The sequence below is a fragment of the Variovorax rhizosphaerae genome (assembly GCF_037889975.1).
Classification (GTDB): Bacteria; Pseudomonadota; Gammaproteobacteria; order Burkholderiales; family Burkholderiaceae_C; genus Variovorax; species Variovorax rhizosphaerae.
In genome coordinates this window covers 379,209-406,208 of record NZ_JBBKZT010000007.1, presented here as the reverse complement: position 1 = coordinate 406,208, position 27,000 = coordinate 379,209, and the positions used below count along the sequence as shown (strand labels likewise).

Below are 27,000 nucleotides of genomic sequence, written 5' to 3'. Positions count from 1 at the left end.
CGTGAAGATCGTCGAAATCCGCGAGAAAACCATCCCCATCAGCTCGCCCATCCGCAATGCCTACATCGACTTCAGCAAGATGACCTTGAGTTTAGTTGCCGTGATCACCGACGTGATCCGCGACGGCAAGCCGGTGGTCGGCTACGGCTTCAACTCGAACGGCCGCTATGGCCAGGGCAAGTTGATGCGCGAGCGTTTCATCCCCCGCATCATGGAAGCCGATCCGTCATCGCTCATCGACGACAGCGGCAGCAACCTCGATCCGCACAAGATCTGGAACACCATGTTCACCAACGAGAAGCCCGGTGGCCATGGCGAGCGTTCGGTGGCCATCGGCACCATTGACATGGCCGTGTGGGACGCGGTCGCCAAGATCGAAGGCAAGCCCCTGTTCCAGCTGCTGGCCGACCGCTATGGCAATGGCCAGCCCAACCGCAAGATCTTCGTCTACGCCGCCGGCGGCTACTACTACCCTGGCCAGGATCACAACAAGCTCAAGGACGAGATGCGCAGCTACATCGACCGCGGCTACACGGTCGTGAAGAAGAAGATCGGCGGCGCCTCGCTCGACGAAGACCTGCGCCGCATCGACTCGATCATGGAAGTGCTGCAGGACGGCCAGAAGTTGTGCGTCGATGCCAACGGCCGCTTCGACCTGGAGACCGCCATCGCCTACGCCAAGGCGCTCTCGCAATACGACCTGTTCTGGTACGAGGAGCCGGGCGACCCGCTGGACTTCGAGCTGCAAGCGGCCCTGCGCAACTTCTACAAGAACCCCATGGCCACCGGCGAGGACCTGTTCTCCATGCAGGACGCGCGCAACCTGATCCGCTATGGCGGCATGCGCCCGGACCGCGACTGGCTGCAGTTCGACTGCGCGCTGAGTTACGGCCTGGTCGAGTACCTGAAGACGCTGGACATGCTCAAGGAACACGGCTGGTCCGCCAGCCGCTGCATCCCGCACGGCGGCCACCAGATGTCGCTGAACATCGCCGCGGGCCTGGGCCTGGGCGGCAACGAGTCGTACCCCGACCTGTTCCAGCCCTTCGGCGGCTTCCCTGATGGCGTAAAGGTCGAGAACAGCTACGTGACGCTGCCCGACCTGCCCGGCATCGGCTTCGAAGGCAAGGCCGACCTGTATCGCGAGATGCAAGCGCTGTCGGCCTGACGCTGCCTCGACCCAAGGAGACAAGCCCATGAGAAAACCCTGGCGCTGCGGCGCCGGCATCGCCCTGCTCGCGTCGGCCTCGCTGGCTTTCGCGGAGTACCCCGACAAGCCGGTGACGCTGGTCGTGCCCTTCGCGGCCGGCGGCCCGAGCGACAAGATCGCCCGCGACCTGGCCGAAGCGCTGCGCAAGCCGCTGGGCCAGACCGTCATCGTCGACAACGCGGCCGGCGCGGGCGGCACCATCGGCTCGGCCAAGGTGGCCAGGGCCGCGCCGGACGGCTACACGCTGCTGGTCCATCACATCGGCATGGCGACGGCGCCCGCGCTGTATCGCAAGCTGAGCTACAAGGTGCCGGAAGACTTCGAGATGCTGGGCCTCATCAACGAGGCGCCGTCTGTCGTGATCGGCAAGCCGATGCTGGCGGCCAGCAACTTCGACGAACTGCGGCAGTGGATTGCAGCGAACGGCGGCAAGGTGAACCTGGCGCATGCGGGGCTCGGCTCTGCGTCGCACCTGTGCGGCCTCATGTTCCAGAGCGCGCTGAAGACTCCCATGACGCCCGTGCCTTACAAGGGCACGGCCCCGGCCATGACGGACCTCATCGGTGGCCAGGTCGACGTGATGTGCGAGCAGGCCACCAACGCCGTGCCGCAGATCGAGGGGAGGAAGGTCAAGGTCTATGGCGTGACCAGCCTGAAGCGCCTGCAGCTTCCGGCGTTGAAAGACGCGCCGACCTTGGCGGAATACGGTCTGAAGGACTTCGATGTGCAAGTCTGGCACGGCTTGTACGCACCGCGTGGGACACCACCGGACGTCCTGGCCAAGCTCAATGCGGCGCTACGCGAAGCCCTGAAGGACCCTGGCCTCATCAAGCGCGAGGAGGCGCTTGGCCTGACCGTGGTCACTGACGAGCGGCTGGACCCGGCCGGCCACCGCAAGTACCTCGAAGCCGAAAAGACACGCTGGTCGAAGGTGATCAAGGACGCAGGCGAATACGCCGACTGAGAAGGTGCCAGATCGACGCAGGCCTCGCCCCGGGTCTGGATGAAGCACATCACCTTGTAGCGCAACACCGCTTCTACGCGAACACCGGGCTCATTCACGGGCTTTGGATGCTCAGAAGAAGTAATTGAACTTCACCGACCCCGTGTTCGACTTGTAGTCATGCGCGAACTCGCCCGTGTACTCCACGCGCAGTTCCGTGCACTTTGTCAGCGACAGGTTGGCGCCAAGGTTGACCTTCATGCGCTGGTCCGGGATGGACGACACGGCCCGGAAGGTGCTGCCATCACCCCAGCCCACGAGGTTGGCCTGCGCACCCCATTCGGACTTGTTCTGCACCACCGCGCCTATGCCGGCAAAGGCGCGCAGTTCCATCTGGTTGTCCAGCCGCATGCGGCCGCCGATTTCCAGCATCGGCGAGGCGGCGAACATCGTATCGCTCTGCTTCTGCACCTGCAACGCGAGCGGGCCGGCGCCGGTCTCGGTGTAGGCGCCGGTGGTGATGCGCACGGCATGCAGGTCGACGTACGGCTTGAGATACCAGCCGTCGTACGGCATCTGGTAGGCGATGCGCGAATGCAGGCCCGCATGCCAGGCATCGAAGGCGCCCGTGGCCACGCCGCCGATGCTGCCGATCATGGCCAGGCGCGAACTGTCGTAGCTGCCGCGCCCCAGGTCGGCCGCGCCGGAGACGGTCCAGTTGCCGATCTCCTTCTTGACGATCGCACCGATGGCCAGGTTGTCGCCGCTGACGCTGCCGCCTGAACCATCGGCGTTGAGCGAGCTGTGGTCGTACGACGCCGAACCGCCCACGATCCAGCCATCGCCGAGGCGCTTCTGCGCACCGACCTGCGCGCCGGCCGCGCTGGCGTTGTAGCCGAGGCCGTCGCTGTTGCTCTTGCGGTCGGTCTGGTTGTCGATCACGCGGGCCCAGACGCAGTCCTTCTCCTGCAGCAACTCACCCAGATGCTCCGAACCCGGGCAACTGTTGAGCCGCTCGACGAAGGAATGGCTGGCCGCCAGCCGCGCCGTGCCCACCGCCTGCATGGCCTCGCCGCTCAGGCCGTTGAGCGCCGTCGAATAGGCCGCCGCCGTCGAGAGCTGCGACAGCGACGCATAGGTGCTGGCTTGCGCGTTGCTCACGCTGGACGTGAAGCCAGTGTCCAGCTTCGTCGCCAGGGACTGTTGCGCCGCGCTGAAGTTGTTGGCCTTCGCAACCAGCGTTAGTTGCGACACCGGCGCCACCGCGTACTCGTTCGCGCTCGTGGGCTGCTGCTTGTAGGTGAACAGCATGTTGCCGGTGTCGTGCACCGACAGGTTGCCGATGGCGAGCGGATTGCTGGACGTGACCAGCGTGACCGTGTTGTTCGCCAGCAGCGTCGGCGCAAGCTGGTAAGAGCCGGACAGTATCACGTTGCCCTGCACCTTGAGTTGTGCGGCCGTGGCCTTGGTGAAGTCGACCGGCGTCGTGATGGTGCCGCTGCTCGTGAAGTTGCCGTTGACGGTGCTGGTTCCCATCGGCGTGCCGGCGGCGCCGAGGTTGACGGTGCCGCTGTTGGTGAAGTTGCCCGCGGTCATCGTCGAGCCGAGGTTCATGGTGCCGCCCGCATCGTTGATCACGCTGCCGGTGCCGCCGTTGATCCCCAGGTTGATGCTGCCGGTGATCGTGCCGCCCGACTGGTTGTGCACCACCGTGCCGCCGATGGCGCCGGCGATGGCGGTGCCGCTCGCGGTGGCGGCGATGTTGCCCTGGTTGTTGACGGCGTTGAGGCCCGCCGCCTCGATGAAGATGCCGCCGGCCGAGTCGTCGCGGCTCTCCACCCACGAGTCCGGGTTCAGCGTGATCGTCACGTTGTTGGTGCCGTTGCCGCGGCTCTGCGCGTAGATGCCGTACGAGCCTGCACCGTGCGTCTGCACGACCGTGTTGTAGCCCATGGTCACGTTGACGTCGCCGGTGCAGGCCGTGCCGGTGCAGTTGCTGTACGGCGTCGCGCCCGCATAGGCAAAGCCGGTGTTGTTGGCGCCGGCCACCACGCCGCCGCCGCCACCGACCGCCTGCGCGAAGATGCCATGCGCGCCCTTGCCCTGGGTCACGATGTTGCCGCCGCTTTCCAGGTCGACCAGGACGTTGCCGCCCTGCCCGCTTTCTGCAGTCGGGTTGGTTTGCAGGCCGCTGGCGAGGTTGACGTTCTGCATCCCGCCGATGACGCCACCGCCACCGCCCACGCTCTGCGCGATCACGCCCACAGCCCCGTCGCCGCTCGTGTAGATCCAGCCGCTGTTGTCGAGCTTGACGGTGACGCTGCCGCCATTGCCGGTCTGGTTAGTGCTCCCATACAACTTGGCCAGTTCGTTGCTCGGCGTGGCGCCCGCGAACAGGCCGCCACCGCCGCCGATGCTCTGCGCGAGGATGCCGTAGGCGCCCGCCTTGGTCGTGAGGATCGACGAGGTCGGACTCGTGCTACCGGCACCCAGCGTGACGTTGACGGTGCTGCCATTGCCGCTCGCGCCGCCGGCGCCGCCGATCGTGATCGGGATGGTCGTGGTGTCCTGGATGCCGCCGCCATTGCCGCCGCCCTGCGCGTCGGCCACCGTGCTCGTGGTGGTCAGCACACCGCCGCCACCGCCGATGCTTTGCGCGACGACGCCGATGCTGCCGACGCCGTAGCCGCGCACCGTGCCGGCCGCGTTCTGTCCGATGTTGACCGTGACGTTGCCGCCCGTACCACCTGCCCCGCCACTGCCGCCCAGCGTCGCGCTGATCTGCATGTTGTTGCCAGAGGTGGTCGCGGCGATGTCGCTGGACAACAGGTGCGCCGTGCCACCGCCGCCACCCGTGCTCTGGGCGAGGATGGCAGGCGACTGGCGTTCGTTGGTCGTGACCGCGCCGTCGTTGTTCACCGTCACGTCGCCACCCGCACCGCCTGCGCCGCCCGAGCCACCCACCGTCACCTTGAAGTCCTTCAGCGCGCCGTCCGACTTGGCCGTCGCGCCACCCTTGCCGCCGCCACCGCCGACGCTCTGCGCGTTGATGCCATAGGACGTGACGCCGTTGGTCGTGATCGAGCCGGTGTTGGTGACCTGCACCGTGTTGCCAGCGCCCGCACCTGCGCCGCTGCCGCCGACGTTGAGCGTGCCGCTGGTGTTGCTGTCGCCATCACCGCCGGAGGTCTCGCTGCCGGAGAAGCTGCTCGCGCCGCCCACCCCGCCGCCGCCGCCGATGCTCTGCGCAAAGATGCCGTCGGACTTGGTGCCATTGGTCTGGATCGCGCCCAGGTTCTTGACCGTGACCTGGTTGCCGTCGCCACCGGTTCCGCCCTGCCCGCCAATGGTGGCATGCAGCTTCAGGTTGCTCGACGTGCCATCGCTGTCGTCGTCATCGCGCAGCATGGCGGAGACCCCGCCGTTCAGCACGGTCTGCAGGTCCGAGATCTTGTCGATGCCCTTCCACACGTCGTCGCCGACCTTGTAGACACCATCGGCGATCGTCGTCACGTCTTGCGGGTTGAGCCCGAGCCCCTTGGCAATCGTGTTGCTCATCTGGTTGACCACGTCCTGCGCGTTTTGCGCACCACCGGCCGTCGATGCGCCCTTGCCCGCCTTGCCGCCACCACCGCCCACGCTCTGCGCAAAGACCGCATCGGCGTCCGCGCCCTGGGTCAGCAGGTTGGCCTGGTTCGTCACGCTGACCTGCCCGCCGCCACCGCCACTGCCTGCGTTGCCGCCGACCGTCACAGCAACCGAGAGGTTGCCGCCATTCGCCTTCGCCGTGCCACCGCCTGAGGCGCCACCGCCACCGCCAATGCTCTGCGCCAGGATCGCGTTCGCGCCATCGCCCGAGGTCGCCACGTTGCCGACCGCGTTGGTGGTGACCGTGACCGTGCCGCCCGTGCCGCCCTCGCCGCCTTGCCCGCCCACGGTGACCGTGCCGCCGAAGCTGTTGCTGCCCGAACCTGCCGACGCCGAAGAATCCCCCGTGCCACCGACACCGCCGCCACCGCCCGTGCTCTGCGCAAACACGCCATAGGCATCGGCGCCCATCGTCACGACCAGCGCGTTGTTGTTGACCGTGACCGCACCACCGGTGCCACCGCCCTTGCCCTTGCCGCCGACGCTCGAACTCACGCTGACGTTGGTGCTCTGCTTGTCGCCGCCGTTTGCATACGACGACGCGGTCGAATCGCCGCCATTGCCGCCACCACCCGCGATGTTCTGCGCGAGGATGCCGATCGATCCGTCGCCCGCTGTGGTGATGAGGCCGTTGTTGTTGACGGTCACGGGGCTGCTGCCCTGGTCGCCGCCCGCACCCCCACTGCCGCCGATGCCGATGCTCACCGAGGTCGTCGGAAATTCCGGATCACCACCCAGCGCAATGGCCGTCGCCAGCGCCGTGCCGCCCTGCCCGCCACCGCCGCTGATGCTCTGCGCCTTGAGGCCGAAGGCATCCGCGCCATAGGTCGACACCTGGTTGTTGTTGGTGAGGTTCACGACACCGCCCGTGCCGCCCGTCGCCCCCGCACCGCCGAGTGCGAACGAAGTCGACACCTGCACCCCCGCATTGATCGCGACACTGGCCCCGCCATTGCCGCCACCGCCGCCCACGCTCTGCGCCGCGATGCCGCCCGACTGCTGGCCGCTCGTGGTGATGAGCCCGTCGTTCTGCACATTGACCGTGCCGCCGATGCCGCCGCTCTTGCCGTCTCCGCCGATGGAGATCGATGGCAGCACGGTACCCACCACCAGCGAGTTGCCGCCATTGCCGCCCGCACCGCCCACGCTCTGTCCGATCAGTGCCGTCGACGAGTCGCCGTGCGTGATGATCGTGTCGCTGAGCAAGGCCGAGGCGCTGTCGGTGGACAGCAGGCCGACCGTCACGTTGACCCCGTTGCCCCCCGCGCCACCATTGCCGCCGATGGCCCCGCCGCCGCCCAGCGTCAACGCATTGCCGCCCGCGCCGCCGCCACCGCCGATGCTCTGCGCCACCATGCCGGCCGCGCCGGTCCCGGTCGTCGTCACGCTGCCGCCTTGCCCTTGCAGGTAGACGTTGCCGCCCGCACCGCCGTTCTTCGACGCACCGCCGTAGGCGCCGAACACGCTGTCCGCATCGCCACCCGCATTGCCAGCGCCGCCGATGCTCTGCGCCAGCACACCGTAGGCATAGCTGCCGCTGGTGCTCACGCTGCCGTTGATGATCGCGGTGGCGGTGCTGCCCGCGCCGCCCATGCCCGCGTTGCCGGCCGCGCTGCCCATGCCCGCGCCAGTGTTGCCGCCCGCGCCGCCGGCACCGCCATTCGAGCGCACCAGCACACCGGGCAATACGGCCGTGGATGTCGTCGGCGTGTCGTTGCCCTGCGTCTTCACCGCGCCGTTGCTTTCGATCGTCACCGTGGCCGTGCCCGCTGCGCCGCCGGCACCGCCGATGCCGCCACTCGCATAGTTCTGCGCCGTCGCGAGCGCCGCTGCGCCACCGGCGCCGCCATAGCTGATCGCCGAGACACCGATGGCCGCCGCACCCACCGGCGTTGTGACCGTGGTGGGCGCCGGTGTCTGGTTCTGTGGCGTCTGGCCGATGTCGATGCTCACCGCCATGCCCGGCCCGCCCTTGCCGCCATTGCCACCGGTGCTCGTGTTGTTGGTGTAGCCGCCAACGCCACCCGCGCCGCCATCGCCCCCACCGGACACGGCCGACGCACCGGTCGTGCCGCCGGTGATGCTGCCACCCGATTGCAGCACCAGCGTGGCCGTGCCCCCACTGGCGCCATCACCGCCCACACCACCTGCCGAAGTGCCGCTGTTGGACGAAGTGCCACCGCTGCCGCCGGAGCCGCCGCGGTCCTGCACCAGCGCGCCGATCGCGCCGCCGCTCACGTTGCCCGAGATGATCAAGCTCGCATTCGGCGCAAAGCCGCCGTCACCGCCGTTGCCACCCGTCGACGAGGAAGGCGCCTCGCCGCCGTGGCCGCCATCGCCACCGTTGCCGCCCTGCACGAGCACGTCGATGCCGTCCGCCGCCGAGGACGTGATGCGGCCCGTCACCGTCGCCTGGATCGACAGCACCGAATGGCCGCCGTTGCCGCCATTGCGCCCCTCGGTTTCCGACACGCCGCTGGAGTCCTCGACCCCCGTGCCGCCGTTGCCGCCAACGGCATTGATCGATGCGCCGGTGTTGACCGTGTTGATCGTTCCGCCGATGTTCACGATCATCCCGTTGCTGCCGCCACCGTCGCCCGACTCCGCGCCGAAGAAGCCCTTGGAGCCCGAGTCACCCTGCTGCGACGAGCCGCCTTGCGACAGCGCATAGAGGCCCGGCGAATCGGGGTTGCTGGAGTTGACGGTGCCATCCATCGTCACGTCGATCGCGCCACCGCCGCCGCCCGTGCCGCTCCTGCCGGGGCTGCCGACATGGTCGCCCTGCCCGCCGCCGCCATCGCCGCCTTGCGCCGTGAAGCGCAGGATGCCGCCGCTGTTGCTGCCGTCGGCCGTGACGCCGCTGCCGATCGTGGCCGAGACGGTGTTGCCCATGCCGCCGCTGCCGCCGCTGTTGCCGTCGCTGTCGGCATCACCGCCATTGCCGGCATAGCTCTCCAACTGCACCGCGCCCCAGCCGGAAGGGCCGTCGACGCCGGTCAACGTCTGTGTGTTGGTGAATGTGCTGTTGATCGCCGTGCCGGTCGCGCCGGTGTCGCTGTGGCCGGCCGAGGGCTGGGTGTAGACGATCTGGCACGCGGTAGGGCTGCCCTTCTGGCAGGCCGGGCCGCTGTCGGCCAGCGCCGCGGTGGACGTGAGGTAAAGCGCCGCGCCCCCCGCCGGCAGCAGCACCGCGGATTGCAAGAGCGCGGCGACAAGCTTGCGCAAGCCGAAGCGGTTGCCCGACGGTATGCAGCGCGCGCTGGAGTCGATGGAACGCAAGGCCGCGCCACGTGGCGCAAGAGTCGGTGAATGGGACATGTTGTGCAGCGGTTGGACGGGTGGATCGAAGCTGCACAAATCGTATTTTTCGGGCCTCTGCGCGTGTTGTCCCTGCGTCCGGCTTCTTGCACCTGTGATTCAAGCCTGCAATGGCACGGGGCTTTTTCTGTCATGCCAGTGCCATGCACCGTCACTAAGCTTCACGCTGTCCCATCCGGACACCGTCATCCGCGCTACCCACAAGAAATGAACAACCTCTCGCCTATCACCAAGATCCTCACCACGACTGCCGTTGCATGGCTACTTGCCAGTTCCACGCAGTCGCGCGCACCGCATCAAGGCGCGCCAAGGCAAGAGGCTTCGACGCGTTGATCAGCGCTCCGGCAAAGGCCCTGGCCTGAACGCCACAAGCCCCAGCACGCCCATCGCCACCGACAGCCACACGATCAGCCGCCCCGTCTCCAGCGGCCCGGCGCAAGCCCCTACCAACAGCCCCGCCAGCGGCTGCGTCAGGTTGTTGAGCATCACAATCACGCCAGTCGTCTTGCCGTAGTCAGCAGGCGGAATGATCTTCTGCCGGCTCGCTCGGATGAACACGTTGAACATCTTGTCGAAGCCGGTGATCAGCAGGAATCCCGCCGCGTAGACCCAGTGGTCCGGCGCCACGCCCGTCAACAAGCCGCCTACCAGCATCGCGATAAAGCCGGTGAGCCCCAGCGTCTTCACGGCGAACGAAGCGCGCGCGATGGTCAGCAGGATCACGATGGTCGCCAGCGCGCCCAGCGTCTGCAGCCCCGCGTAGTAGCCGGTCGAGCGCCCATGCAACCCCGTCACCAGCGCCGCCGAAGACGCGAGCGTGACGCCGACGATCAGGTTCACACCGGCCGCCAGCACCACCAGCCGCTTCAGGCCGGGCAGATGCCAGACATGGCCGAGCGCGATACGGACCGGTTGCCACAACGGCCCACCCTCCGCCTCCGGTTCACGCAGGCGCAAGTCGCTGATCCGCCGCCATGCCACCGTCGCGATGTCGGCCAGCAGGAACAGCGCCGCAGCCACCCCCACCACGCCTTGCCACGGGCACAGCGCGAGCAAGGCCGCGGCCAGCATCGGGCCGAGCATGAAGCCAGTCTGGTCGGCCGCCTGCGACCAGGCCAGCACGCGGTCGAAACGCTCGCCCTGCGCCGCCATCTGCGGCAGCATCACCTCGCGCGCCATCATCCCCTGCGTGGTCAGCACGCCGCACACCGCCGACAAGGCCACCAGCCAGCCGATCCCGCCCCACCACAGGTCGCCCACCACGCCGACGACGCACATCCCCGCACGCAGCACCTGGCTGGCCTGCAGCAACTTGAACGGCGACTTGCGATCGCACAGCGCGCCGCACACCGGAAAGGACAGGTAGCGCGGAAGGGCTTCGACCGCAAACGCGAAGCCCGACCAGGCCACGCTCTGTGTCACCTGGAACACCACCAGCGGCACCAGGAACAACAGGATCTGGTCGGCCAGCTTGGAGACGAACAGCGATGCGAGGAAGACGCGGAATCCCACGAGTCCGGGCGCGTTCAGCCGACGAGGTCGACAACCGCCATCGGCGGAACGCCCCGCGCCTCGATCGCCTCGCCCGCGGCCAGGCAGAGGTCCTCGCGGAAGCGCCCGGCCACCAGTTGCACGCCGACCGGGCTCTTGCCGACCATGCCGGTCGACACGGTCAGCGCCGGCAGCCCGGTGAGCGGCAGGCCGATCATGGTCATCTGCGCTTTCCAGACACGCGCATAGGCCTCGGGGCCCTGCAGGTCCAGGTTGGCAGCGAAGGGCAGCTCGGCGCACACCGGCAACAGCACCACCGGGTAGCGCTCCAGGAACAGTTGCCACTGCCGCGTGATGGTCGCGCGCCGGACCAGTGCCGCCGAGAGTTGCGCCGCAGTGATCTCGCGCGCCAAACCAGCCTGCCCTGCCAGCGCGGTGACCGCGCCCAAGTCGCCCTCGCGTTCGGCCGCCTTCACCATGGCCTCGTAGCCATCGCCCATCCACAGCGTGACCTGGCTTTCGACGGCGTCGCGAAGCGGCGGCAGCGCCTCGAGTTCGTCCACCGTCCAACCCGCGTCGCGCAGGCGCTCCGCCGCATCGAGCAGCGCCTTCACCACCTCGGGTTGCGTGTCCATTCCGTCCGGCCGCAGGCACATCGCAACGATGCGCGGCGCGGCCGGGCCGACGAGGGGCGCGGGGCACCACCACGGATCGCGCGCATCCGGCGCAGCCATGGCGGCCAGACCCAGCCGCAGGTCGTGGATCGTGCGGGCAATGGGGCCGGACACAGCCGTGATCTGGCCGCCGATGGTGCGCTCGGGCAAGGCCGCGTTGAAGGCGGCGATGCGACCCAGCGTCGGCCGCAGTCCGTGCACGCCGCAGGCATAGGCCGGGTAGCGGATCGACCCCGCGATGTCCGTGCCATGCCCGATGTGCCCGATGCCCGCCGCCACCGCCGACGCCGCACCGCCGGATGAGCCGCCTGGCGTGAGCGCCGCGTCACGCGGGTTGACCGTCGTGCCATGCAGCTTGTTGCCCGTGAACCAGCGGTAGCTGAACGCAGGCGTATTGGTGCGCCCGACGATGACTGCACCCGCCTTCAACAGGCTGTCGACCACCGGGCTGTTCGTCGAAGCGATCAGGTCCTTCTGCAGCGTGACGCCATTGGTGGTTGCAAAGCCGACCTGGTCGATGTTGACCTTGACCGTGACCGGCACGCCGGCCAGTGCGCCCTGCTCCTCGCCACGCGCAAGCGCTGCATCGACCGCGCCGGCGCGACGCAGCACCTCGTCGGGCCGGCAGTCGACCACCGCGTTGAGCCTCGTGTTGACGGCGGCCAGCCGCGCCAACGCAGCCTGCGCCGCTTCGGTCGCCGACAACTTGCGCTGGCGGATCAGGTCGGCCACGCGGGAAGCAGGCAAGCGCCAGATGTCGGTCATCGATTCGGAACTCCGTGAGTGGTGAGAAGACGCTCGCAAAGGCGAGCCCGCATCGTATTTCAACAGCCTGGCCTTCGGCACGGGCGCACACAACGCAGGCCGCCTCAAGCTGCATGTCAACGTGGTCGTAACGGCGTCGGTCCCCTGAACGGCGCGCTTCTGGTAAACACAGCGAATGCAAACCACGACTCCAGGCCCGACCCCGGCGACCCTCGCAGCAACCGCGCTGATCGACAGTGACCACCCCGGCGTCACCGCCTTCGCGGCCGAGCACGCGCGAGGTGCAAACGATCGCGAACGCGCCGTGTCCCTCTACTACGCGGTGCGCGATGGCTTCCGCTACGACCCCTACCGCGTCGACCTCTCGCCGCAGGGCATGCGGGCAAGCCAGGTGATCGCGCAAGGGTACGGCTGGTGCGTGCCCAAGGCCGCCCTTCTCGCAGCCGCTGCGCGCGCCGCCGGCATTCCCGCGCGGGTCGGCTACGCGGACGTGCGCAATCACCTGTCGACGCAGCGCATGCGCGAGACCATGCAGACGGACATCTTCATCTGGCACGGCTACACCGAGCTGTGGCTCGACGGTGCCTGGGTCAAGTCCACGCCCGCATTCAACGTCGAGTTGTGCGAACGCTTCGGCTTGCTGCCGCTCGAATGGGATGGCCGGACCGATTCGCTCTACCACCCCTTCGATGGTGAGGGGCGTCGCCACATGGAGTACGTCGGCGAACGCGGCACCTACGACGACATGCCGCTCGAGCGCATCGTGAGCGACTTCGCGACCACCTACCCGGCATGGCAGGGGCTCGCGCAGCCGGGGGTGAGTTTCGATGTCGATGTGCAGCGGGAAGCGCGTTAGCGCCCTCGCCGCCGCTCGACTCCCTCCTGATGGGCCATCTCCCAGCGAGATGGCACGTTCTCCCATCGGTATGAATTTCGCGAGTTAACCCGATAGGGCTGATCGCGCGCTGGATCAACCATGGCGGCCTGGCAAACAGCAACCCACCATGATGACCACCAGCTCTCTATCGACGCCGCTAGGCGGCACCCCATCCCTCTCGACCGCGGACGCGGTCTACCGCAAGGTCAGCTGGCGGCTCATACCGCTGCTGTTCGTCTGCTACATCGTCGCCTACCTGGACCGCGTGAACGTCGGTTTTGCCAAGTTGCAGATGCAGGATGCGCTGCAATTCAGCGAGGCGGTGTACGGCCTGGGCGCCGGCATCTTCTTCGTCGGGTACTTCATCTTCGAAGTGCCGAGTAACGTCTTGATGCACAAGGTGGGCGCGCGCCGCTGGATCGCCCGGATCATGGTCACGTGGGGCCTGTTGTCGGCGGGCACGATGTTCGTGGATTCGCCGATGACCTTCTACGTCATCCGCTTCTTCCTCGGTGCAGCCGAAGCAGGGTTCTTCCCCGGCATCATCCTGTACCTCACCTACTGGTATCCAGCGGCCCGCCGCGGCAAGGCGACCTCGCTGTTCCTGGCCGCGATTCCGTTCGCCGGCATCCTGGGCGGTCCCATCTCGGGCTGGATCCTGCAGGGCATGGCCGGGATCAACGGCTGGCAGGGATGGCAATGGTTGTTCCTGTTGCAGGGCCTGCCGACGGTTGCGCTGGGCCTCGTGATCTGGCGCTACCTGGACGATCGGGTCAAGGATGCCGCATGGCTGAGCCCTGCAGAACGCGAGCTGATCGCACGTGAAATCGCTGCAGACAACATGGGCAAGTCCGAGGTCAGCATCTGGCGTGTGATGGCGCAGGGCCGCGTCTGGCTGCTGGCGCTGGTGTACTTCTCGTTCGTCTCGGGCCTCTACGGCATCTCGTTCTGGCTGCCCAGCATCATCAAGGCCATCGGCGTGAAGGGTGCGCTCGACATCGGCCTGCTGAGCGCCATCCCGTGGACCTTCGGCGTGGTCGCGATGTACCTGACGGCGCGCAGCGCGGACCGCCGCCTCGAGCACCGCTGGCACTCTGCCATTGCCGCCGTGGTCGGCGCCGCCGGGCTGTTGATGAGCGTGGCAATGCATGGCAGTGCCGCCTGGTCGATGGTCGGCCTGACCATCGCGACGATGGGCATCATGTCGACGCTGCCCGTGTTCTGGGGCATGCCGACCGGCTTCCTCGGCGGTGCGGCGGCAGCGGCGGGCATCGCCTTCATCAACTCCTTCGGCAACCTCTCCGGATTCGCTGCGCCCTTCATGATCGGCGTGATCAAGGACGCGACGAAGAGCACGGATGCCGGCCTGCACATGCTCGCGGCGCTGCTCGTGATCGGCGCGGTGCTGGTGCTGCGGGTCAAGCCATCGGCCACCTCGTCGGCCACATCGTCGGCCACCTCGACGCACTGACGTCACCCCCTCCGCGGGCGGGTTGCCCGCGCTTCATTTCTCTTCAGGAAAAACATCATGGATGCCCATGTGATGGACCTCGCGCGCCCGTCTGCCGCCGATGCCGGCCGCCGCACGCCTTCTGCGGAACTCATCGCGGCCTTGCGCCGCCGCTTCGGGACACGGCTGTCCACTGCCGCCAGCGTTCTGCTGCAGCACGGCAGCGACGAGTCGAGCTACCACCCATTGCCGCCCGACGCCGTGGTCTACGTGCACGGCACGGACGAGGCAGCCTTCGTGGTGCGGGCCTGTGCGCGGGAGCGGGTGCCGGTCATCGCCTTTGGTGTCGGCTCCTCGATCGAAGGCCATCTGCTGGCAGTCGAAGGCGGGGTCTGCATCGATTTCTCGCAAATGAACGAGGTGCTCGCGATCCGCACCAGCGATCTCACGGCCACGGTCCAGGCGGGCGTGACGCGCAGCCAGCTCAACGCGGCGCTGGCCGGCACCGGCTTCTTCTTCTCGGTCGACCCCGGGGCCGACGCGACGATCGGCGGCATGGTGGCGACGGCGGCCTCGGGGACCAACACCGTGCGCTACGGCACCATGCGCGACAACCTCGTGAGCCTCACGGTCGTGACCGCGCAAGGCGACGTGATCCGCACCGCCTCGCATGCGCGCAAGAGCTCCGCCGGCTACAACCTGACGCAGCTCTTCTGCGGCTCCGAAGGCACGCTCGGGCTCATCACCGAGGCCACGGTGCGGATTCATCCCCATCCCGAAGTGGTGGCTGCCGCGGTGGTGCATTTCCCTGCCGTGCGCGCCGCCGTGGACTGCGTCATCGAGTCGATCCAGCTCGGCGTGCCGCTGGCGCGCGCGGAAATGCTGGACGCGCTGACGATCAAGGCCGTCAATGCGCACAGCCGCACGACGCTGGCCGAGAAGCCGACGCTGTTCCTCGAATTCGCCGGCAGCCAGGCGCAGATCGAGGAGCAGGCTGCGGTCGTTCGCGAGATCGCCAGCGGTCATGGCGGTGGCGAGTTCCAGTGGGCCAGCCTGCCGGAAGAGCGCTCGCGCCTGTGGACGCCGAGGCACCACGCCTACTTCGCTTCGCTGCAACTCAAGGCCGGCAGCCGCAGCATGACCACCGATGCGTGCGTGCCCTTGTCCGCGCTCGCCGCCTGCGTGGAGGAGACGCTCGAGGACATCGCGGCACATGGCCTGCTGGCGCCGGTGTTCGGCCATGTCGGTGATGGCAACTTCCATTGCCTGGTGCTGGTCGACCCCGCCGCTCCCCCGGAACTGGCCGCCGCCGAGGCCTTCAGCCACCGGCTGGTCCAGCGTTCATTGCGGCACGGCGGCACATCCACCGGCGAGCACGGCGTCGGCCTTCACAAGATGCAGTACCTCGTCGAGGAGCACGGGCCTCATGCGGTGGCGCTGATGCGCTCGATCAAGCTGGCCTTCGATCCGCACAACATCTTCAACCCCGGCAAGGTCGTCAGCTTCAGCTGAGCCACGCCCACGCACATCGCATTCAAACCAACAGAGACAAGACCATGCATTTCACACGTAGCGCCTCCTTGATCGCCATGCTGGCGGCAGCCGGATGCGGCGGCGGGGGCCACAACAATGGCTTCATTGCACCCGCCCCGGTTGCAGCCACGACCCTTGCCCCAGCTCAAGCCCCTGCCCCTGCCCCTGCCCCGGCCCCGGCCCTCGCCCTCACGCTTTCGGAAAAGTGCCCAATGACCGCGGGCCAGCCCCTGGGCAACGGGGCCACCGTGCAGGACGCCCAGGTCGTTGCCGCCACCGGTGCGCAACCCGAGTACTGCGTAGTGCATGCCAAGCTCGACGGCTCGACGTTGCGCTTCGAGGCGCGCATGCCTACCAGCGGCTGGAACGGCAAGATTGCATTCCTCGGCGGTGGCGGCTTCGACGGCGCCATGCCGGTCGCCACCGACCCGCAGTTCAGCGAATCGATCGTCAGCGAGCGCTACGCGACCGTCGGCACCAACGGCGGTTACGACTATCCGGGCGTGCGTGGCCTCGACTATTTCAATGCGGCCTTCGCGCTCAACCCCGAGCAGCTGGCCGACTTCACCTACCGCTCCGAACACCGCGCACTGCCGGCCGCCAAGGCGCTGGTCGCGAGCTTCTTCGGATCGGCCGCTTCTCGCAGCTATTTCGAAGGCTGCTCGATGGGCGGGCACGATGCACTGACGCAGGCCCAGCGCTATCCCGAGGACTTCGACGGCATCGTGGCACGCGCGCCGGCCGGCAACATCATGGGCTTGTTCATGCAGTTCAACCGCATTTCGAAACAGGTCCGCACCCCGGCCAATTCGCTCAACGCGGCCAAGCAAACCCTGCTCGCGAATGCGGTGCTGGCCCAGTGCGACAACCTGGACGGCGCGGCCGACGGCATCATCGCTAAGCCCGAGGCCTGCCGCTTCGACCCGGCGCCCCTGCGTTGCGCGGCCGGCGCAGACACGGGCGACAACTGCCTGTCCGACGCGCAGATTGCCACGGTGAACAAGGTGACCTCGGCCATCGCCTCGGCCGATGGCGCGTGGACGCATCCCGGCTACAACCCCGGCGCCGAGAACACGGCCAAGGGTTGGGGCGAATACATCTGGCCGAACGCGGCCTTCGGTGGCAATTCCGTGCAGGGCCTGTTCTCGGACGGCTTCGTGCGTTCCTTCATCACGCAAGACCCGAACTACGACACGCTCGCCTGGAACTACGACGACTGGCTGCCCCGAATGGGCGTGGTGGGCGGCATGTTCGAGGCCTTCAACCCCGACCTCAGCGCGATGAATGCGCGCGGCGCCAAGCTCATCCTGTGGAACGGCACGACCGATTCCTCGGTCAGCCCTCGTGACACCGCGCGCTACTACGACAACGTGGTCGGTACCCTGGGGCAAGCCAAGGCCGACCAGACCGTCGAACTCTTCATGGCGCCGGGCGTCGGTCACTGCTACGGCGGCGTCGGCCCCGACAAGGTCGACCTGCTCAAGGCGCTGGCCACGTGGGTGGAGCAAGGCACGCCGGCATCGGCGCAATCGCTGGTGCATCGCAAGGTCGACGCCAGTGGCGCAACGACGCTTGCACGCCCGCTGTGCAAGTACCCGGCCTACCCGCGCTACAAAGGCAGCGGCGACCTCAACGATGCGGCCAGCTTCAGCTGCTCGACCTCCTGAAAACCCACCCCCGCAGCGCCTTCGGCGCACCCCCTCGAGGGGGCGCACCCAGCAGCCCGGCAAAGCCGGATCTGCGGGTGCCCCCGAACAGGCATTGCTCGCCGTCGGTTCACGCGTCGCCGGTCACGCGATAGCCTGGCCGCAACCTGATACGAAAGCGGTTCAGAATCGAGTGGTGGAGCTTCGCCAATTCAAGTACTTCCTCGCGATCGTCGAGAACAAGAGCCTGTCTCGCGCCGCGGAGCACCTGCACGTGGCGCAGTCGGCCCTGAGCAAGCAGTTGGCGGAGCTGGAGTCGGAGCTGGGCGTGCAGCTCCTGTCGCGCAGCCGGAACGGCGTGACGACCACCGAGGCGGGCAAGGTGTTCTACGAGTACGCCCAGGGCATCACCAAGCAGATCAGCGATGCGCGCGCGGCGGTGCTGCGGTCTTCCGATACGGTGGTCGGTTCGGTGGTCGTCGCGTTGCCGCAGAGCGTGGCTGCGACGATCGCCATGCCGCTGATGCGCGCGGTGTCGCGCCGCTATCCCAACATCCTTTTTCACCTCAACGAAGAACTCACCGGCAACATGGCCGACCAATTGCTGCTCGGGCGCGTCGACATCGCCGTCTTCACCGAGACCATGCCATCGCGCGACATCGTCTTCACGCCGCTGGTGGAGGAAGCCTTCGTGCTGATGCATTCGCCCCAGGACCCGCTGGCGCCCTCAGGGGGTGACATATCGCTCGACGAAGCGGTTGCGCAGCCGCTCGTCCTGCCGAGTGCGCAGCATGGTCATTGCACGCGATGGATCGTTGACGATGCCCTGAAGCGCGCCGGCCTTCCGCCCCAGCGCATCGCGGCCGAGATCAATTCCGTCTATGTGCTCAAGAGCGCGGTCGAGGCCGGTATCGGGCCAACGATCATGCCGCTGGGCCTTGCGCAGCGCGAAGTCGAGGAAGGACGGCTCGTCGCGCATCGCATTGCGTCGGAAAACGTGGTGCGTGTGCTGGGCCTGTGCGTGTCGCGCCACCTTCCAACATCCAATGCCAAGCTTGCCATCTGCCGGTTGATCAGCAACGTCCTGCGCGATCTCTGCGAGAGCGGCCAGTGGTCGGGCGGGCGCTACCTTGCCCGGCCCAGTTGATCACCATCGACCTTCTCGCCGAGACGCCGCATGACCCACCGGATTCTGGCAGGCGGTGACGTCGCCCCGAGATCGATCGCCGCTTGCCGCTCGTCGACATATCGGATGGCCGCCGCATTGAGCAGGGTCGGCACCAGGTCGGCATGCATCGCCTTCGCCCCATGGTTGGCGCGCAGCCGCTCCCATCGCGCCGCGTTGCCGGCGCGCCATTCATCGCTCGCCCACATGACGGCCGGGACGCGGGTATCCCAGTGTGTCGGGTCCTTCAGCGCGTGCTGGAAGAGCTTGCGCTCGTCGTCGAGCAGGTTCTCGCCATGGTCGGGCGTGTACATCACGAAGGAGGCGCCGCCCGCCTGCGCCGCCTCCGAGATCACGGCATCGACGAAGCGGAGGGATTCGGCCACGGCATTGTCGTAGGCGCGGAGGAACTCCGGCAGCGTGGAGTCATTCGGGAATTGGGAGAGCTTCGAGCAATCTGCCTGGAAAGCAGCCGTTGCCGGGTCGTAGCGATCGCAGTACGAAAAGTGTGCGCCGTAGGCATGCAGCACGATCAACTTCCTGGACGCGCTGTCTGCCAGCGCCGACCTGAGCGATGGCAAAAGGGCTTCCCGATCGGTCCTCTTTGGTGAAAGGAACATGTCGGTGTCGGCGTCAGGCCACGCAATGCCTCTTTCCTGGAGCGCAAGCCACCAGGTGCGAAAGCCAGCCTCCTCGAAAGCCTTCATGAACGTTGCGTCCTTGCTCACTCGATATGCACCGCCAGGCATATCGCGCGAAATGAGCAAAGGCACCGACGTATGCGTGCTGCTGGAGCCGGACGTCACGTCGCAGTAGATGATCGCGTCGTGCTCCATGCCGACCTGCCTTGGCCCGCCGCATGCTCCCAGCCGGTCGGCACGCACGGATTCGCCGATGATGAGGATGTAGGTCTCCTTCTGCGGATGGACCCCCGGCAAGCGCGAGGCGCCCCAGCTCGCGGACGCCAAGCGCGGGTTGGTGGCCGCATAGGGCGACGCCGTCGAGATGAAGTCGTCACGGCCGATCGCGGAAGCCGCGGCCACGGAAATCACATTCAGCGGCCACGCCCTCAGCACCGTGTCATGAAAGACGGCACCGAACAGGACCGAGGCGACGGTGATTGCCGCGAGGGTCGCCACAGACCCCTTCCGGCGCACCGTCCGGGTGGATGGCGTGCGGAACACCACCCAGACCGGCACGGCGAACAGGACCGCGGCCAGGGTGATCCACAGGACATAAGGCTGAATGACCGGCCACGCTTCGTTCGGGTCCGGCCGGATCAGGGCAGCCTCGAGAAGATTGACGTCGCGAAGAAGATCGGCTGCCACGGCCAGGACGCCGAACAGCGCCGGGATGCAGGTGAGCACCAGGAATGTTCGAAGCCCCAGGATCGCCCGAAGCAGACCGAAGAAAGCTGCGCTTGCAACAACCAAGCAGGCGGACCCGGGATCCCATGCGTGCGTGGAGCCGAAGATCCACAGGGCTGGTAACAGCAGGATGGCACCCCAGACAAGCTCGATCAGACGCACGACGCGGTGCCGTCTGTTGACCATCGGCGCGGATGTCACGCGCGCCTTCTCTGGATCGCCATGCTGCTCCATGACCTGTCTGCGAAGACAACAGCATTCTGGCGACATCCCTGGCGACCTGATCGCCCGCCGCCCGAAGACATCGCCGCCCGCAGGGGCTGCCAGGGAGGGAAGACGTCCTGCCGGCTGGCACCCGCGTCAAGCAACCCCGGAACTCCTGGTGGCGCGGCGCGACGCGCAAGACATCAGTCGAACAGCGCCAGTGTCCCGCTCGGCGAGGTGCCTTCGATGGCCAGCATGCGCAGCTTGGTCAGCACCCCGCTGCCGCCGGAAAACCCGCCCGGCCTGCCATTGGCCGCGAGCACGCGATGGCACGGCACGATGGGTGCGAAAGGATTGCGCCCCAGCGCCTGGCCGACGGCCCGCGCCAGCGCCTTGTCGCCCAGCTCCTGAGCCACCTCGCCATAGGTGCGCGTGCGGCCCGGGCCGATGCGACGAGCAATGGCGTAGACCCGCTGGTGAAAATCCGGCACGCCGGTCATGTCGAGCGGCACTTCGCGCAGATCGCGCGAGCCGCCTTGCATCAGGGACTGGACGCCCTCGATCGCCGCTTGCGCGAAGGGTGGTGGTTCGCCATCCTCCAGGGGGCCGGTGCAACGCACCAGCCGGGCCCGGGTGCTGGCCGGATTCGCTTCCGGCAGTTGCACCGCGACGATGGCTTGCGCGTTCCACGCAATGCAGCACGGCCCGATGGCGGTATCGAACAGCGCGCAACCGCGGCACCGGGTCTTCAGCGCTTCCAAGGGCATCCCATGAATCAGCTCCTGTCGATCCGGCGGGGCGGGATCGCTGGGTAAAGCGGTGATTGTCGCCAATCCCCAGCCTTGCAAACGCGCCGACCGCGGATTACGGCGTACGAAGTTGTGCGCGCAGCGCGATGCCGATCTCCGGACGCTCCAGGAAGGGGTCGGCCGGGTTGGTGATCGACACGATGTTCTCCATGCGGCTCTTTACATTGCCGAGCGCGCGCGGATGGCTGAACACATAGAACTGGTTGGCGCTGATGGCGTCGAACACCTTGTTCGCCACCTCGGTCGCCGTCACCTTGCCGCTGCTGACCGCCTTGTCGCTCATGGCCTGGCCGATCAGCTGGCTCTTGGTGAGTTCGGCTTGCGTCGGTGCGTTGGGACGGTTGCGCTCGCTTTTCGTGATACCCGTCGGTACGAAATAGGGGCACAGCAGGCTGGCCCCGATCTGGTCGGTGACCAGCGTCAGGTCCTGGTACATCGTCTCGGTCAGGCTCACGACGGCCGCCTTGGCCGCGTTGTAGATGCCCATGTTGGGGGGCGTCAGCAGGCCGGCCATGCTGGCGGTGTTGGTGATGTGGCCGCGATAGTCCGGGTCCTTCGCGGCGGCTTCCAGCATCATCGGCACGAACAGGCGCACGCCGTGCACCACGCCCCAGAGGTCCACGCCGAGCACCCATTCCCAGTCGGCCACCGTGTTCTCCCACACCAGGCCACCCGCGCCGACGCCGGCGTTGTTGAAGACGAAATGCGGTGCGCCGAATCGCGCCTTGACGTCGGCGGCCAGCTGTTCCATCTGCGCCGCGTTCGACACGTCGACCTTGCGCGCCAGCACCTGCGCGCCGGCAGCTTCCATCTCGGCCTGGGCCTTGTCGAGCGCATCCTGCTGCACGTCGACAAGCACCAGGTTCATGCCCCGCGCCGCGCCGATGCGGGCACATTCGAGCCCGAAGCCCGATCCCGCGCCAGTGAGTACTGCCGTCTTGCCCTTGAAGTCCTGAATCATGAGTGCCGTCCTGTTGAGTCTCTGTTTCGAAGAATGAATCCGCCCGGCTATTGGACCGCGTTGCGGGCGCTGCCGCTGTCGTTCAGGCGACGAGATAGCGCTGGCGCTTGCCCTCTTGCGGCTTTGCATCCAAGCGCAGAACGAGGCGGAGCGCCGCAGACAGTCCTTCATCACGGCAAGACGTTCCAACGCAGTCATGCATTTGAATGCGAGGTCGTCTCAAACCAGGCGCGTGAAGCCATCGGTACTCCAGCCCTCGCTGCCCACGCCGTTATGGACGAAGAACAGGCCATCGGGGTCGTATCGGGCCTTGACGGCGTGCAGTCGCGGATGGTTCGTACCCCAGTACTGCCGCTGGAAGTCCGGCTCAAAGTAGTTGCTCTCCGAGACATAGGCGCCGCCGGCAGGCGCGACCTTGCGCAGTTCGGCCACCGCGCGCGCGATGGCCTGCGCCCGCAAGCGGCCTCGCGCGACGTCCGGCTCATGTCCCGCGACGCCGGGATAGGCCGGCTGCTCTTCCGCGCCCATGATCGCCAGCGCAAAGGCGTCGAGCATCAGGGGGTTCGTGGCCGTGTCCCGCGCCGCCGCGATCGCCTCGGCCGGCGCTCCCGCCAGTCCCTTGTTGGTGTGCAGACCGAGGCCCGTGTGCCGTGAGGCCGCGAACAGCGCATCGCACAAGGCCTCGCGTCGGTCGTCGCGCAGCAATGCCGCAGGCAACCACGCCGAGTCATAGCCATGCAGGAACTGGCCAGCCTGCCCCTGGTCTCCGGGCCAGAACACATTGGTCTTCGGCGCACCGGGCCGGTCGTCGACCGCCATCACGCCCGCCATCCGCTTGAACGTCGTCGCCGACCAGAACTCGCGCGCCGACAGCGATGCGATGAAGGGCGCCGACTCGAACCAGAAGTCCCCCGGCGCACTCGCCACCGCGTCGATGAAGGGCTGCCAGGCCATCTGCGCCTGCCCCCGGTTCAAACCCTGGAACACCATCGACACACGCAGGCTGTTGTCGGGCCTGACGCGGATCTGTTCGCCCCAGTTCGGGTTCATCAGCCTGCTGGCGTAGTGCTCGACCACGAGGCCGATCAACCGCCGATAAGCCTGTGGCGACGTTGCCTTGATCGACATATTCACCGCGCCGAAATCCTCGGGCAGTTCATGCACGCGCAAGGTCACCCGCGTCACGACACCTAGGCTGCCGCCACCGCCACCTTTCAGCCCCCAGAACAGTTCCGGATTCGTGCAGGCATTGGCAACGCGCACAGCGCCATCGGCAGTGACGACCTCGGCTTCCAGCAGGCTGCCGGCCGCGGTGCCATAGCGCTTGGAAAAGCTGCCGAAGCCGCCGCTCTGCACCAGCCCCGCCACACCGACGGTCGTGCACCCTCCACCTTGCACATAGCCGCCGGCCTGTGTCGTGACCGCGTCGTAGGCATGCGCCCAGACCGCACCGGCGCCCACACTCACAGCCCGCAACGGCGTGACATTGCAGCCGGCGGGAACGAAGCCGTCGTGCATCTGGATCGCGTTCATCCGGCGCGTCCACACCATCAGCGAATCGGCGGAATTCGACGTGCCCTGGTAGCTGTGACCACCGCCCTTCACCACCAGCCGCAGCTTGTTCTGCCGCGCGAAGTTGACGGCCGCCACCACGTCGGCTGTGCTGCGCGCGGCAACCGCATACACGCTGGGCTTCGAGGTCCACGCATCGACCCATCCCAAGGTCTGCGTCAGCGCGACGTCGTCGCCGGTGAAGAACGGGTTCTTGATGGCCTTCAGCAACTGCGTGCAGGCCGCACTCGCTGGCGCAGCCACGCACGCTTCCAGCGGCGACTGCACCTTGATGAGCGACCCGCCGACTTGCTGGCCAAGTTGCCGCCACGCGTCGTTCGATGGCCAGCCCGGCTCGCCGGGCCGCACGCGTGCGCGTGGCGAGGCAGCGGCCCATGTGATGAGGGGGAGGCTCAGCGGCGCGGCCAACACACCACCTGCAACAGCTTGCAGTACCCGCCGCCTGTCGGTCGAATCGAGTTTCATGGCTTCGGATTCTGAGGGAATCGCCCTCGCGCGTCAGCCTTGCAGACGTTCACTCCTCAAGCCTTGCGGCTGAATCCGTCGGCACTCCAGTCTTCGCTGCCCACGCCGTTGTGCACGAAGAACAGTCCCTCCGGGTCGAATTGCGTCTTCGCGGCTTGCAGCCTCGGATAGTTCGTGCCCCAGTACGCACGCTGCCAATCGGGCTCGAAATAGTTGCTCTCCGCGACGTACGCGCCGCCGTTGGGTGCCACCTTGCGCAGCTCCGCGACGGCTCGCGCGATGCCTTGTGCGGCCCGACGCCCGCGTGCCAGATCGGGTTCATGGCCCGCGATGCCCGGATAGGCCGGTTGCTCCTCGGCACCGATGATGGCCAGCGCAAAGGCATCGAGCACCGCGGGACTCGTTGCAGTGTCTTTTGCGGCATCGATGGCTTCGGCGGACCCGCCCGCCAGTCCCTTGTTGAAATACAAAGAAATCCACCACTGCCGCGAACTCGCGAACAGCGCGTCGCTCAGCGCCTCGCGTTGATCGTCGCGAAGCAGCGCCGCCGGCAGCCAGGCCGAATCGAATCCATGGACGAACTCGCCAACAGTCAGTTGGTCGCCGGGCCAGTACATGTTGGAGATCGGCGCACCCGGGCGGTCGTCCACCTTGACCAGTCCGAGCGCCCTCTTCAGCGTCGTCGGTACCCAATAGTCCCTGGCCGTCATTGACACGATCACCGGCGACGATTCGAAGCGGAAGTCCCCCGGTGCAGCCGACACCGCCTCCAGAAATGGTTGCCATGCGTGCTGAGCCGCCCCGCGATCGAGGCCCTGGCACAGCATCGAGACACGCATGATGTTGTTGGTCTGCAAACGAACCTGTTCGCCCCAATGCGGGTTCATCAGACGCTTGCCATAGAAGTCGATGAACAGCCCGATCAGACGCCGGAAGGCTTCCGGAGAAGCGGCCTTGATCGACATGTCCACCGCGCCGAATTTCTCCGGCAATTCGTGAACTCGAAGGGTCAGGCGGGTGATCACACCAAGGCTCCCGCCGCCACCACCCTTCAGCCCCCAGAACAGTTCCGGATTCGTGCAGGCGTTGGCGACGCGCACCTGGCCATCGGCGGTGACGACCTCTGCTTCCAGGAGGTTCGCAGCAGCCGTCCCGAAGGCCTTGGAGAAGCTCCCGAAGCCGCCACTCTGGACGAGGCCGGCCACACCCACCGTGGTGCACCCTCCTCCTTGCACATAGGCGCCGCGTTGCGTGGTGACCGCGTCATACACCTGCGCCCAGACCGCGCCTGCTCCGACGGACACCGCCCGCTGCGGCGCGACATGCCCACCGCAACCCGCTGCGACGAACCCATCGTGCAGCCGGATCTCGTTCATCCTTCGCGTCCACACCAGCAGCGAATCGGCCGCGTTCGACGTGCCCTGGTAGCTGTGGCCGCCCCCCTTCACGACCAGCCGCAAGTTGTTCCGCCGCGCGAAGTGGACTGCCGCAGCCACGTCGCTGGCGTTGCGCGCCGCGACGGCATACGCGCTGGGTTTCGAGGTCCATGCATCGACCCAACCGAGATGCTGTGTCAACGCGACGTCATCACCAATGAAATACGGATTCCTGAGTGACTTGAAGAGCTGGGCGCAAGCCGCGCTCGTGGGCGCTTCGACACAGGCTGCAATTGGGGACTCGACCTTGATCAGCGCGCCGCCAACCTGCTGGTTGAGTTGCTGCCAACTGACATCGGACGGCCAGCCTGGATCGCCTGGACGGACACGCGAACGCTGGCGATCCGCGGCCCACGCGCTCATCGGCGCAACCAATGACGCGCCCGCCAACTGCAGAACGCGTCGCCTCCCTGTCCGATCGAGCTTCATGGCGCCCGATTCTGCGGCGAAAGCGTGTGCGCGTCAGCCTTCCGACTTGCGCAGCACGTACCCGATACGCGGGAAGTGCACGTGCACCGTGCCAACGCGATCGTTGCTGCGCTCCAGCGTGTAGTGCGTGCGCGTGGCCGCGACCAGCTTGCCGGCCGTCTCCTCCAGGCCGAAGCTCTCCGCACGCACCGTGACATCGCTGCCCAGCGGAATGCCGTGGTCGTCCTGGAAGGTGCTGTCAGTCAGCAGCGTGTGCGGCGTTGCCGCCTTGGCCGCGGCGATCGCCTCTTCGGAGGTGCACTTCTCCGGCGCACCATGGCCGATGGCGTACATGCGGTCCATCCAGTCGACCACGCCCGGCGTCAGGTCGAGGATGCCGCGCACCGAATCGATGCGCCGCGTGTACCAGAGCGGGTGGTAGGCGGCGAAGTCGGCGATGCAAGGCGCCTCGCCCAACAGGAAGGGCTTGTCGTCGAACATGTCCGAGAGCCGGCGCAGGTAGGACTTGTAGGCGCTCGTGGCATCGGCCGGGCGCAGGCGCGTCATGTTGCCGGCGCTCATCTTGCCGCGGTCCTCGCCGAAGGCCTTGGCGGCCTCGGGCGGCGCCTTGGCGAACACCTCGGCCGCGCCCTTGGGCTGCAGCGCCCAGGCCATCGCAGCCCAGAACAGCGTGGTGTCGGCCCACTGCGCAAGGATGCGAGACAGGCCCTTCTCAGGTTCCGGATACAGCGTCGGCTCGGGCTGCAGGTGCTCCAGAACGTCGGCGATCAGCGCCGTGTCGCAGTACATGTCCGCGCCGATCTGCAGGAACGGCGTCTTGCGGTAGCCGCCCGTCAGCACCTCCACATCCGGCTTCGGCATGATCGGCGGGATGAAGACCGACTTCCACGGCAGCTTCTTCGCGCCGAGGATGAGCCGCACCTTTTCCGAGAACGGCGAGGTGGTGTAGTGGTGCAGGATCAGGTCGGCCATCTTGTTTTCCTTCGAACTTTCCTTCGAACGTAGAGCAGTATCGGCGCGCAACGCAGTGCGCGCAG

General features: G+C 67.2%; 16 protein-coding genes. 7 read left to right on the top strand and 9 right to left on the bottom strand.

Annotated features, from left to right (window positions below):
* Position 1 precedes the first annotated feature (1 nt).
* Together WKW82_RS17385 and WKW82_RS17380 are read left to right on the top strand one after the other, a co-directional pair.
* Entirely contained in the window at positions 2-1,168 is a 1,167-nt protein-coding gene (locus tag WKW82_RS17385; protein ID WP_340343562.1) for a mandelate racemase/muconate lactonizing enzyme family protein, read from the top strand.
* A 28-nt stretch (positions 1,169-1,196) separates the two neighbouring features.
* On the top strand, positions 1,197-2,174 hold the full coding sequence (locus WKW82_RS17380; protein WP_340343561.1) for a tripartite tricarboxylate transporter substrate-binding protein: 978 nt from the start codon (positions 1,197-1,199) through the stop codon (positions 2,172-2,174).
* Between the two features lie 111 nt (positions 2,175-2,285).
* On the opposite strand, the gene WKW82_RS17375 is transcribed toward WKW82_RS17380, so the two are convergent.
* From WKW82_RS17375 to WKW82_RS17365, 3 genes are all read right to left on the bottom strand, one after another.
* Positions 2,286-9,119, bottom strand: coding sequence for a hypothetical protein (locus tag WKW82_RS17375; RefSeq protein ID WP_340343560.1), 6,834 nt, complete (start codon positions 9,117-9,119; stop codon positions 2,286-2,288).
* A gap of 333 nt (positions 9,120-9,452) precedes the next feature.
* Positions 9,453-10,631, bottom strand: a complete 1,179-nt coding sequence (locus tag WKW82_RS17370; protein WP_340343559.1) for an MFS transporter — start codon at positions 10,629-10,631, stop codon at positions 9,453-9,455.
* A 14-nt stretch (positions 10,632-10,645) separates the two neighbouring features.
* A complete protein-coding gene (locus tag WKW82_RS17365; RefSeq protein ID WP_340343558.1) occupies positions 10,646-12,049 on the bottom strand; it encodes an amidase family protein in 1,404 nt (467 codons plus the stop codon).
* A 175-nt stretch (positions 12,050-12,224) separates the two neighbouring features.
* Between WKW82_RS17365 and WKW82_RS17360 the strand changes: the two genes are divergently transcribed.
* The 5 genes from WKW82_RS17360 (at position 12,225) to WKW82_RS17340 (ending at position 18,702) form a co-directional block, all read left to right on the top strand.
* The gene (locus tag WKW82_RS17360; RefSeq protein ID WP_340343557.1) at positions 12,225-12,905 is read left to right on the top strand and encodes a transglutaminase-like domain-containing protein; all 681 of its coding nucleotides are present in this window, start codon (positions 12,225-12,227) and stop codon (positions 12,903-12,905) included.
* Between the two features lie 151 nt (positions 12,906-13,056).
* Complete coding sequence (locus WKW82_RS17355) at positions 13,057-14,397, top strand: MFS transporter (RefSeq protein ID WP_340343605.1); 1,341 nt, start codon at positions 13,057-13,059, stop codon at positions 14,395-14,397.
* A 57-nt stretch (positions 14,398-14,454) separates the two neighbouring features.
* Entirely contained in the window at positions 14,455-15,888 is a 1,434-nt protein-coding gene (locus tag WKW82_RS17350; protein ID WP_422823501.1) for an FAD-binding oxidoreductase, read from the top strand.
* A gap of 233 nt (positions 15,889-16,121) precedes the next feature.
* Positions 16,122-17,576, top strand: a complete 1,455-nt coding sequence (locus tag WKW82_RS17345; protein WP_340343556.1) for a tannase/feruloyl esterase family alpha/beta hydrolase — start codon at positions 16,122-16,124, stop codon at positions 17,574-17,576.
* A 175-nt stretch (positions 17,577-17,751) separates the two neighbouring features.
* Positions 17,752-18,702 (top strand): LysR substrate-binding domain-containing protein, encoded by a 951-nt coding sequence (locus WKW82_RS17340; protein ID WP_340343555.1) that lies wholly within the window; start codon positions 17,752-17,754, stop codon positions 18,700-18,702.
* Here the strand turns inward: WKW82_RS17340 and WKW82_RS17335 are convergent.
* The 6 genes from WKW82_RS17335 to WKW82_RS17310 form a co-directional block, all read right to left on the bottom strand.
* The gene (locus WKW82_RS17335) at positions 18,681-20,321 is read right to left on the bottom strand and encodes a phosphoethanolamine transferase (protein ID WP_340343554.1); all 1,641 of its coding nucleotides are present in this window, start codon (positions 20,319-20,321) and stop codon (positions 18,681-18,683) included. The two genes, WKW82_RS17340 and WKW82_RS17335, sit on opposite strands and share 22 nt — an antisense overlap.
* A gap of 173 nt (positions 20,322-20,494) precedes the next feature.
* Positions 20,495-21,058: a methylated-DNA--[protein]-cysteine S-methyltransferase gene (locus WKW82_RS17330; protein WP_340343553.1), complete on the bottom strand. Its 564-nt coding sequence runs from the start codon at positions 21,056-21,058 to the stop codon at positions 20,495-20,497.
* Positions 21,059-21,155: 97 nt separating this feature from the next.
* Positions 21,156-22,061 carry an SDR family oxidoreductase gene (locus WKW82_RS17325; protein ID WP_340343552.1) on the bottom strand — a complete coding sequence of 302 codons (906 nt, stop codon included), beginning with the start codon at positions 22,059-22,061 and terminating at the stop codon, positions 21,156-21,158.
* 219 nt (positions 22,062-22,280) lie between these two features.
* Positions 22,281-24,098, bottom strand: a complete 1,818-nt coding sequence (locus WKW82_RS17320; RefSeq protein ID WP_340343551.1) for an FAD-binding oxidoreductase — start codon at positions 24,096-24,098, stop codon at positions 22,281-22,283.
* A gap of 56 nt (positions 24,099-24,154) precedes the next feature.
* Positions 24,155-25,897 carry an FAD-binding oxidoreductase gene (locus WKW82_RS17315; RefSeq protein ID WP_340343550.1) on the bottom strand — a complete coding sequence of 581 codons (1,743 nt, stop codon included), beginning with the start codon at positions 25,895-25,897 and terminating at the stop codon, positions 24,155-24,157.
* A gap of 99 nt (positions 25,898-25,996) precedes the next feature.
* Positions 25,997-26,935, bottom strand: a complete 939-nt coding sequence (locus tag WKW82_RS17310; RefSeq protein WP_340343549.1) for a glutathione S-transferase family protein — start codon at positions 26,933-26,935, stop codon at positions 25,997-25,999.
* Positions 26,936-27,000 lie beyond the last annotated feature (65 nt).

Excerpts from the sequence above, each read along its gene's own strand:
- WKW82_RS17380 (WP_340343561.1), top strand. The coding sequence starts at position 1,197 with ATGAGAAAACCCTGGCGCTGCGGCGCCGGCATCGCCCTGCTCGCGTCG.
- WKW82_RS17375 (WP_340343560.1), bottom strand. The coding sequence starts at position 9,119 with ATGTCCCATTCACCGACTCTTGCGCCACGTGGCGCGGCCTTGCGTTCC.
- WKW82_RS17365 (WP_340343558.1), bottom strand. The coding sequence starts at position 12,049 with ATGACCGACATCTGGCGCTTGCCTGCTTCCCGCGTGGCCGACCTGATC.
- WKW82_RS17360 (WP_340343557.1), top strand. The coding sequence starts at position 12,225 with ATGCAAACCACGACTCCAGGCCCGACCCCGGCGACCCTCGCAGCAACC.
- WKW82_RS17355 (WP_340343605.1), top strand. The coding sequence starts at position 13,057 with ATGACCACCAGCTCTCTATCGACGCCGCTAGGCGGCACCCCATCCCTC.
- WKW82_RS17350 (WP_422823501.1), top strand. The coding sequence starts at position 14,455 with ATGGATGCCCATGTGATGGACCTCGCGCGCCCGTCTGCCGCCGATGCC.
- WKW82_RS17345 (WP_340343556.1), top strand. The coding sequence starts at position 16,122 with ATGACCGCGGGCCAGCCCCTGGGCAACGGGGCCACCGTGCAGGACGCC.
- WKW82_RS17335 (WP_340343554.1), bottom strand. The coding sequence starts at position 20,321 with ATGGAGCAGCATGGCGATCCAGAGAAGGCGCGCGTGACATCCGCGCCG.
- WKW82_RS17330 (WP_340343553.1), bottom strand. The coding sequence starts at position 21,058 with ATGCCCTTGGAAGCGCTGAAGACCCGGTGCCGCGGTTGCGCGCTGTTC.
- WKW82_RS17325 (WP_340343552.1), bottom strand. The coding sequence starts at position 22,061 with ATGATTCAGGACTTCAAGGGCAAGACGGCAGTACTCACTGGCGCGGGA.
- WKW82_RS17320 (WP_340343551.1), bottom strand. The coding sequence starts at position 24,098 with ATGAAACTCGATTCGACCGACAGGCGGCGGGTACTGCAAGCTGTTGCA.
- WKW82_RS17315 (WP_340343550.1), bottom strand. The coding sequence starts at position 25,897 with ATGAGCGCGTGGGCCGCGGATCGCCAGCGTTCGCGTGTCCGTCCAGGC.
- WKW82_RS17310 (WP_340343549.1), bottom strand. The coding sequence starts at position 26,935 with ATGGCCGACCTGATCCTGCACCACTACACCACCTCGCCGTTCTCGGAA.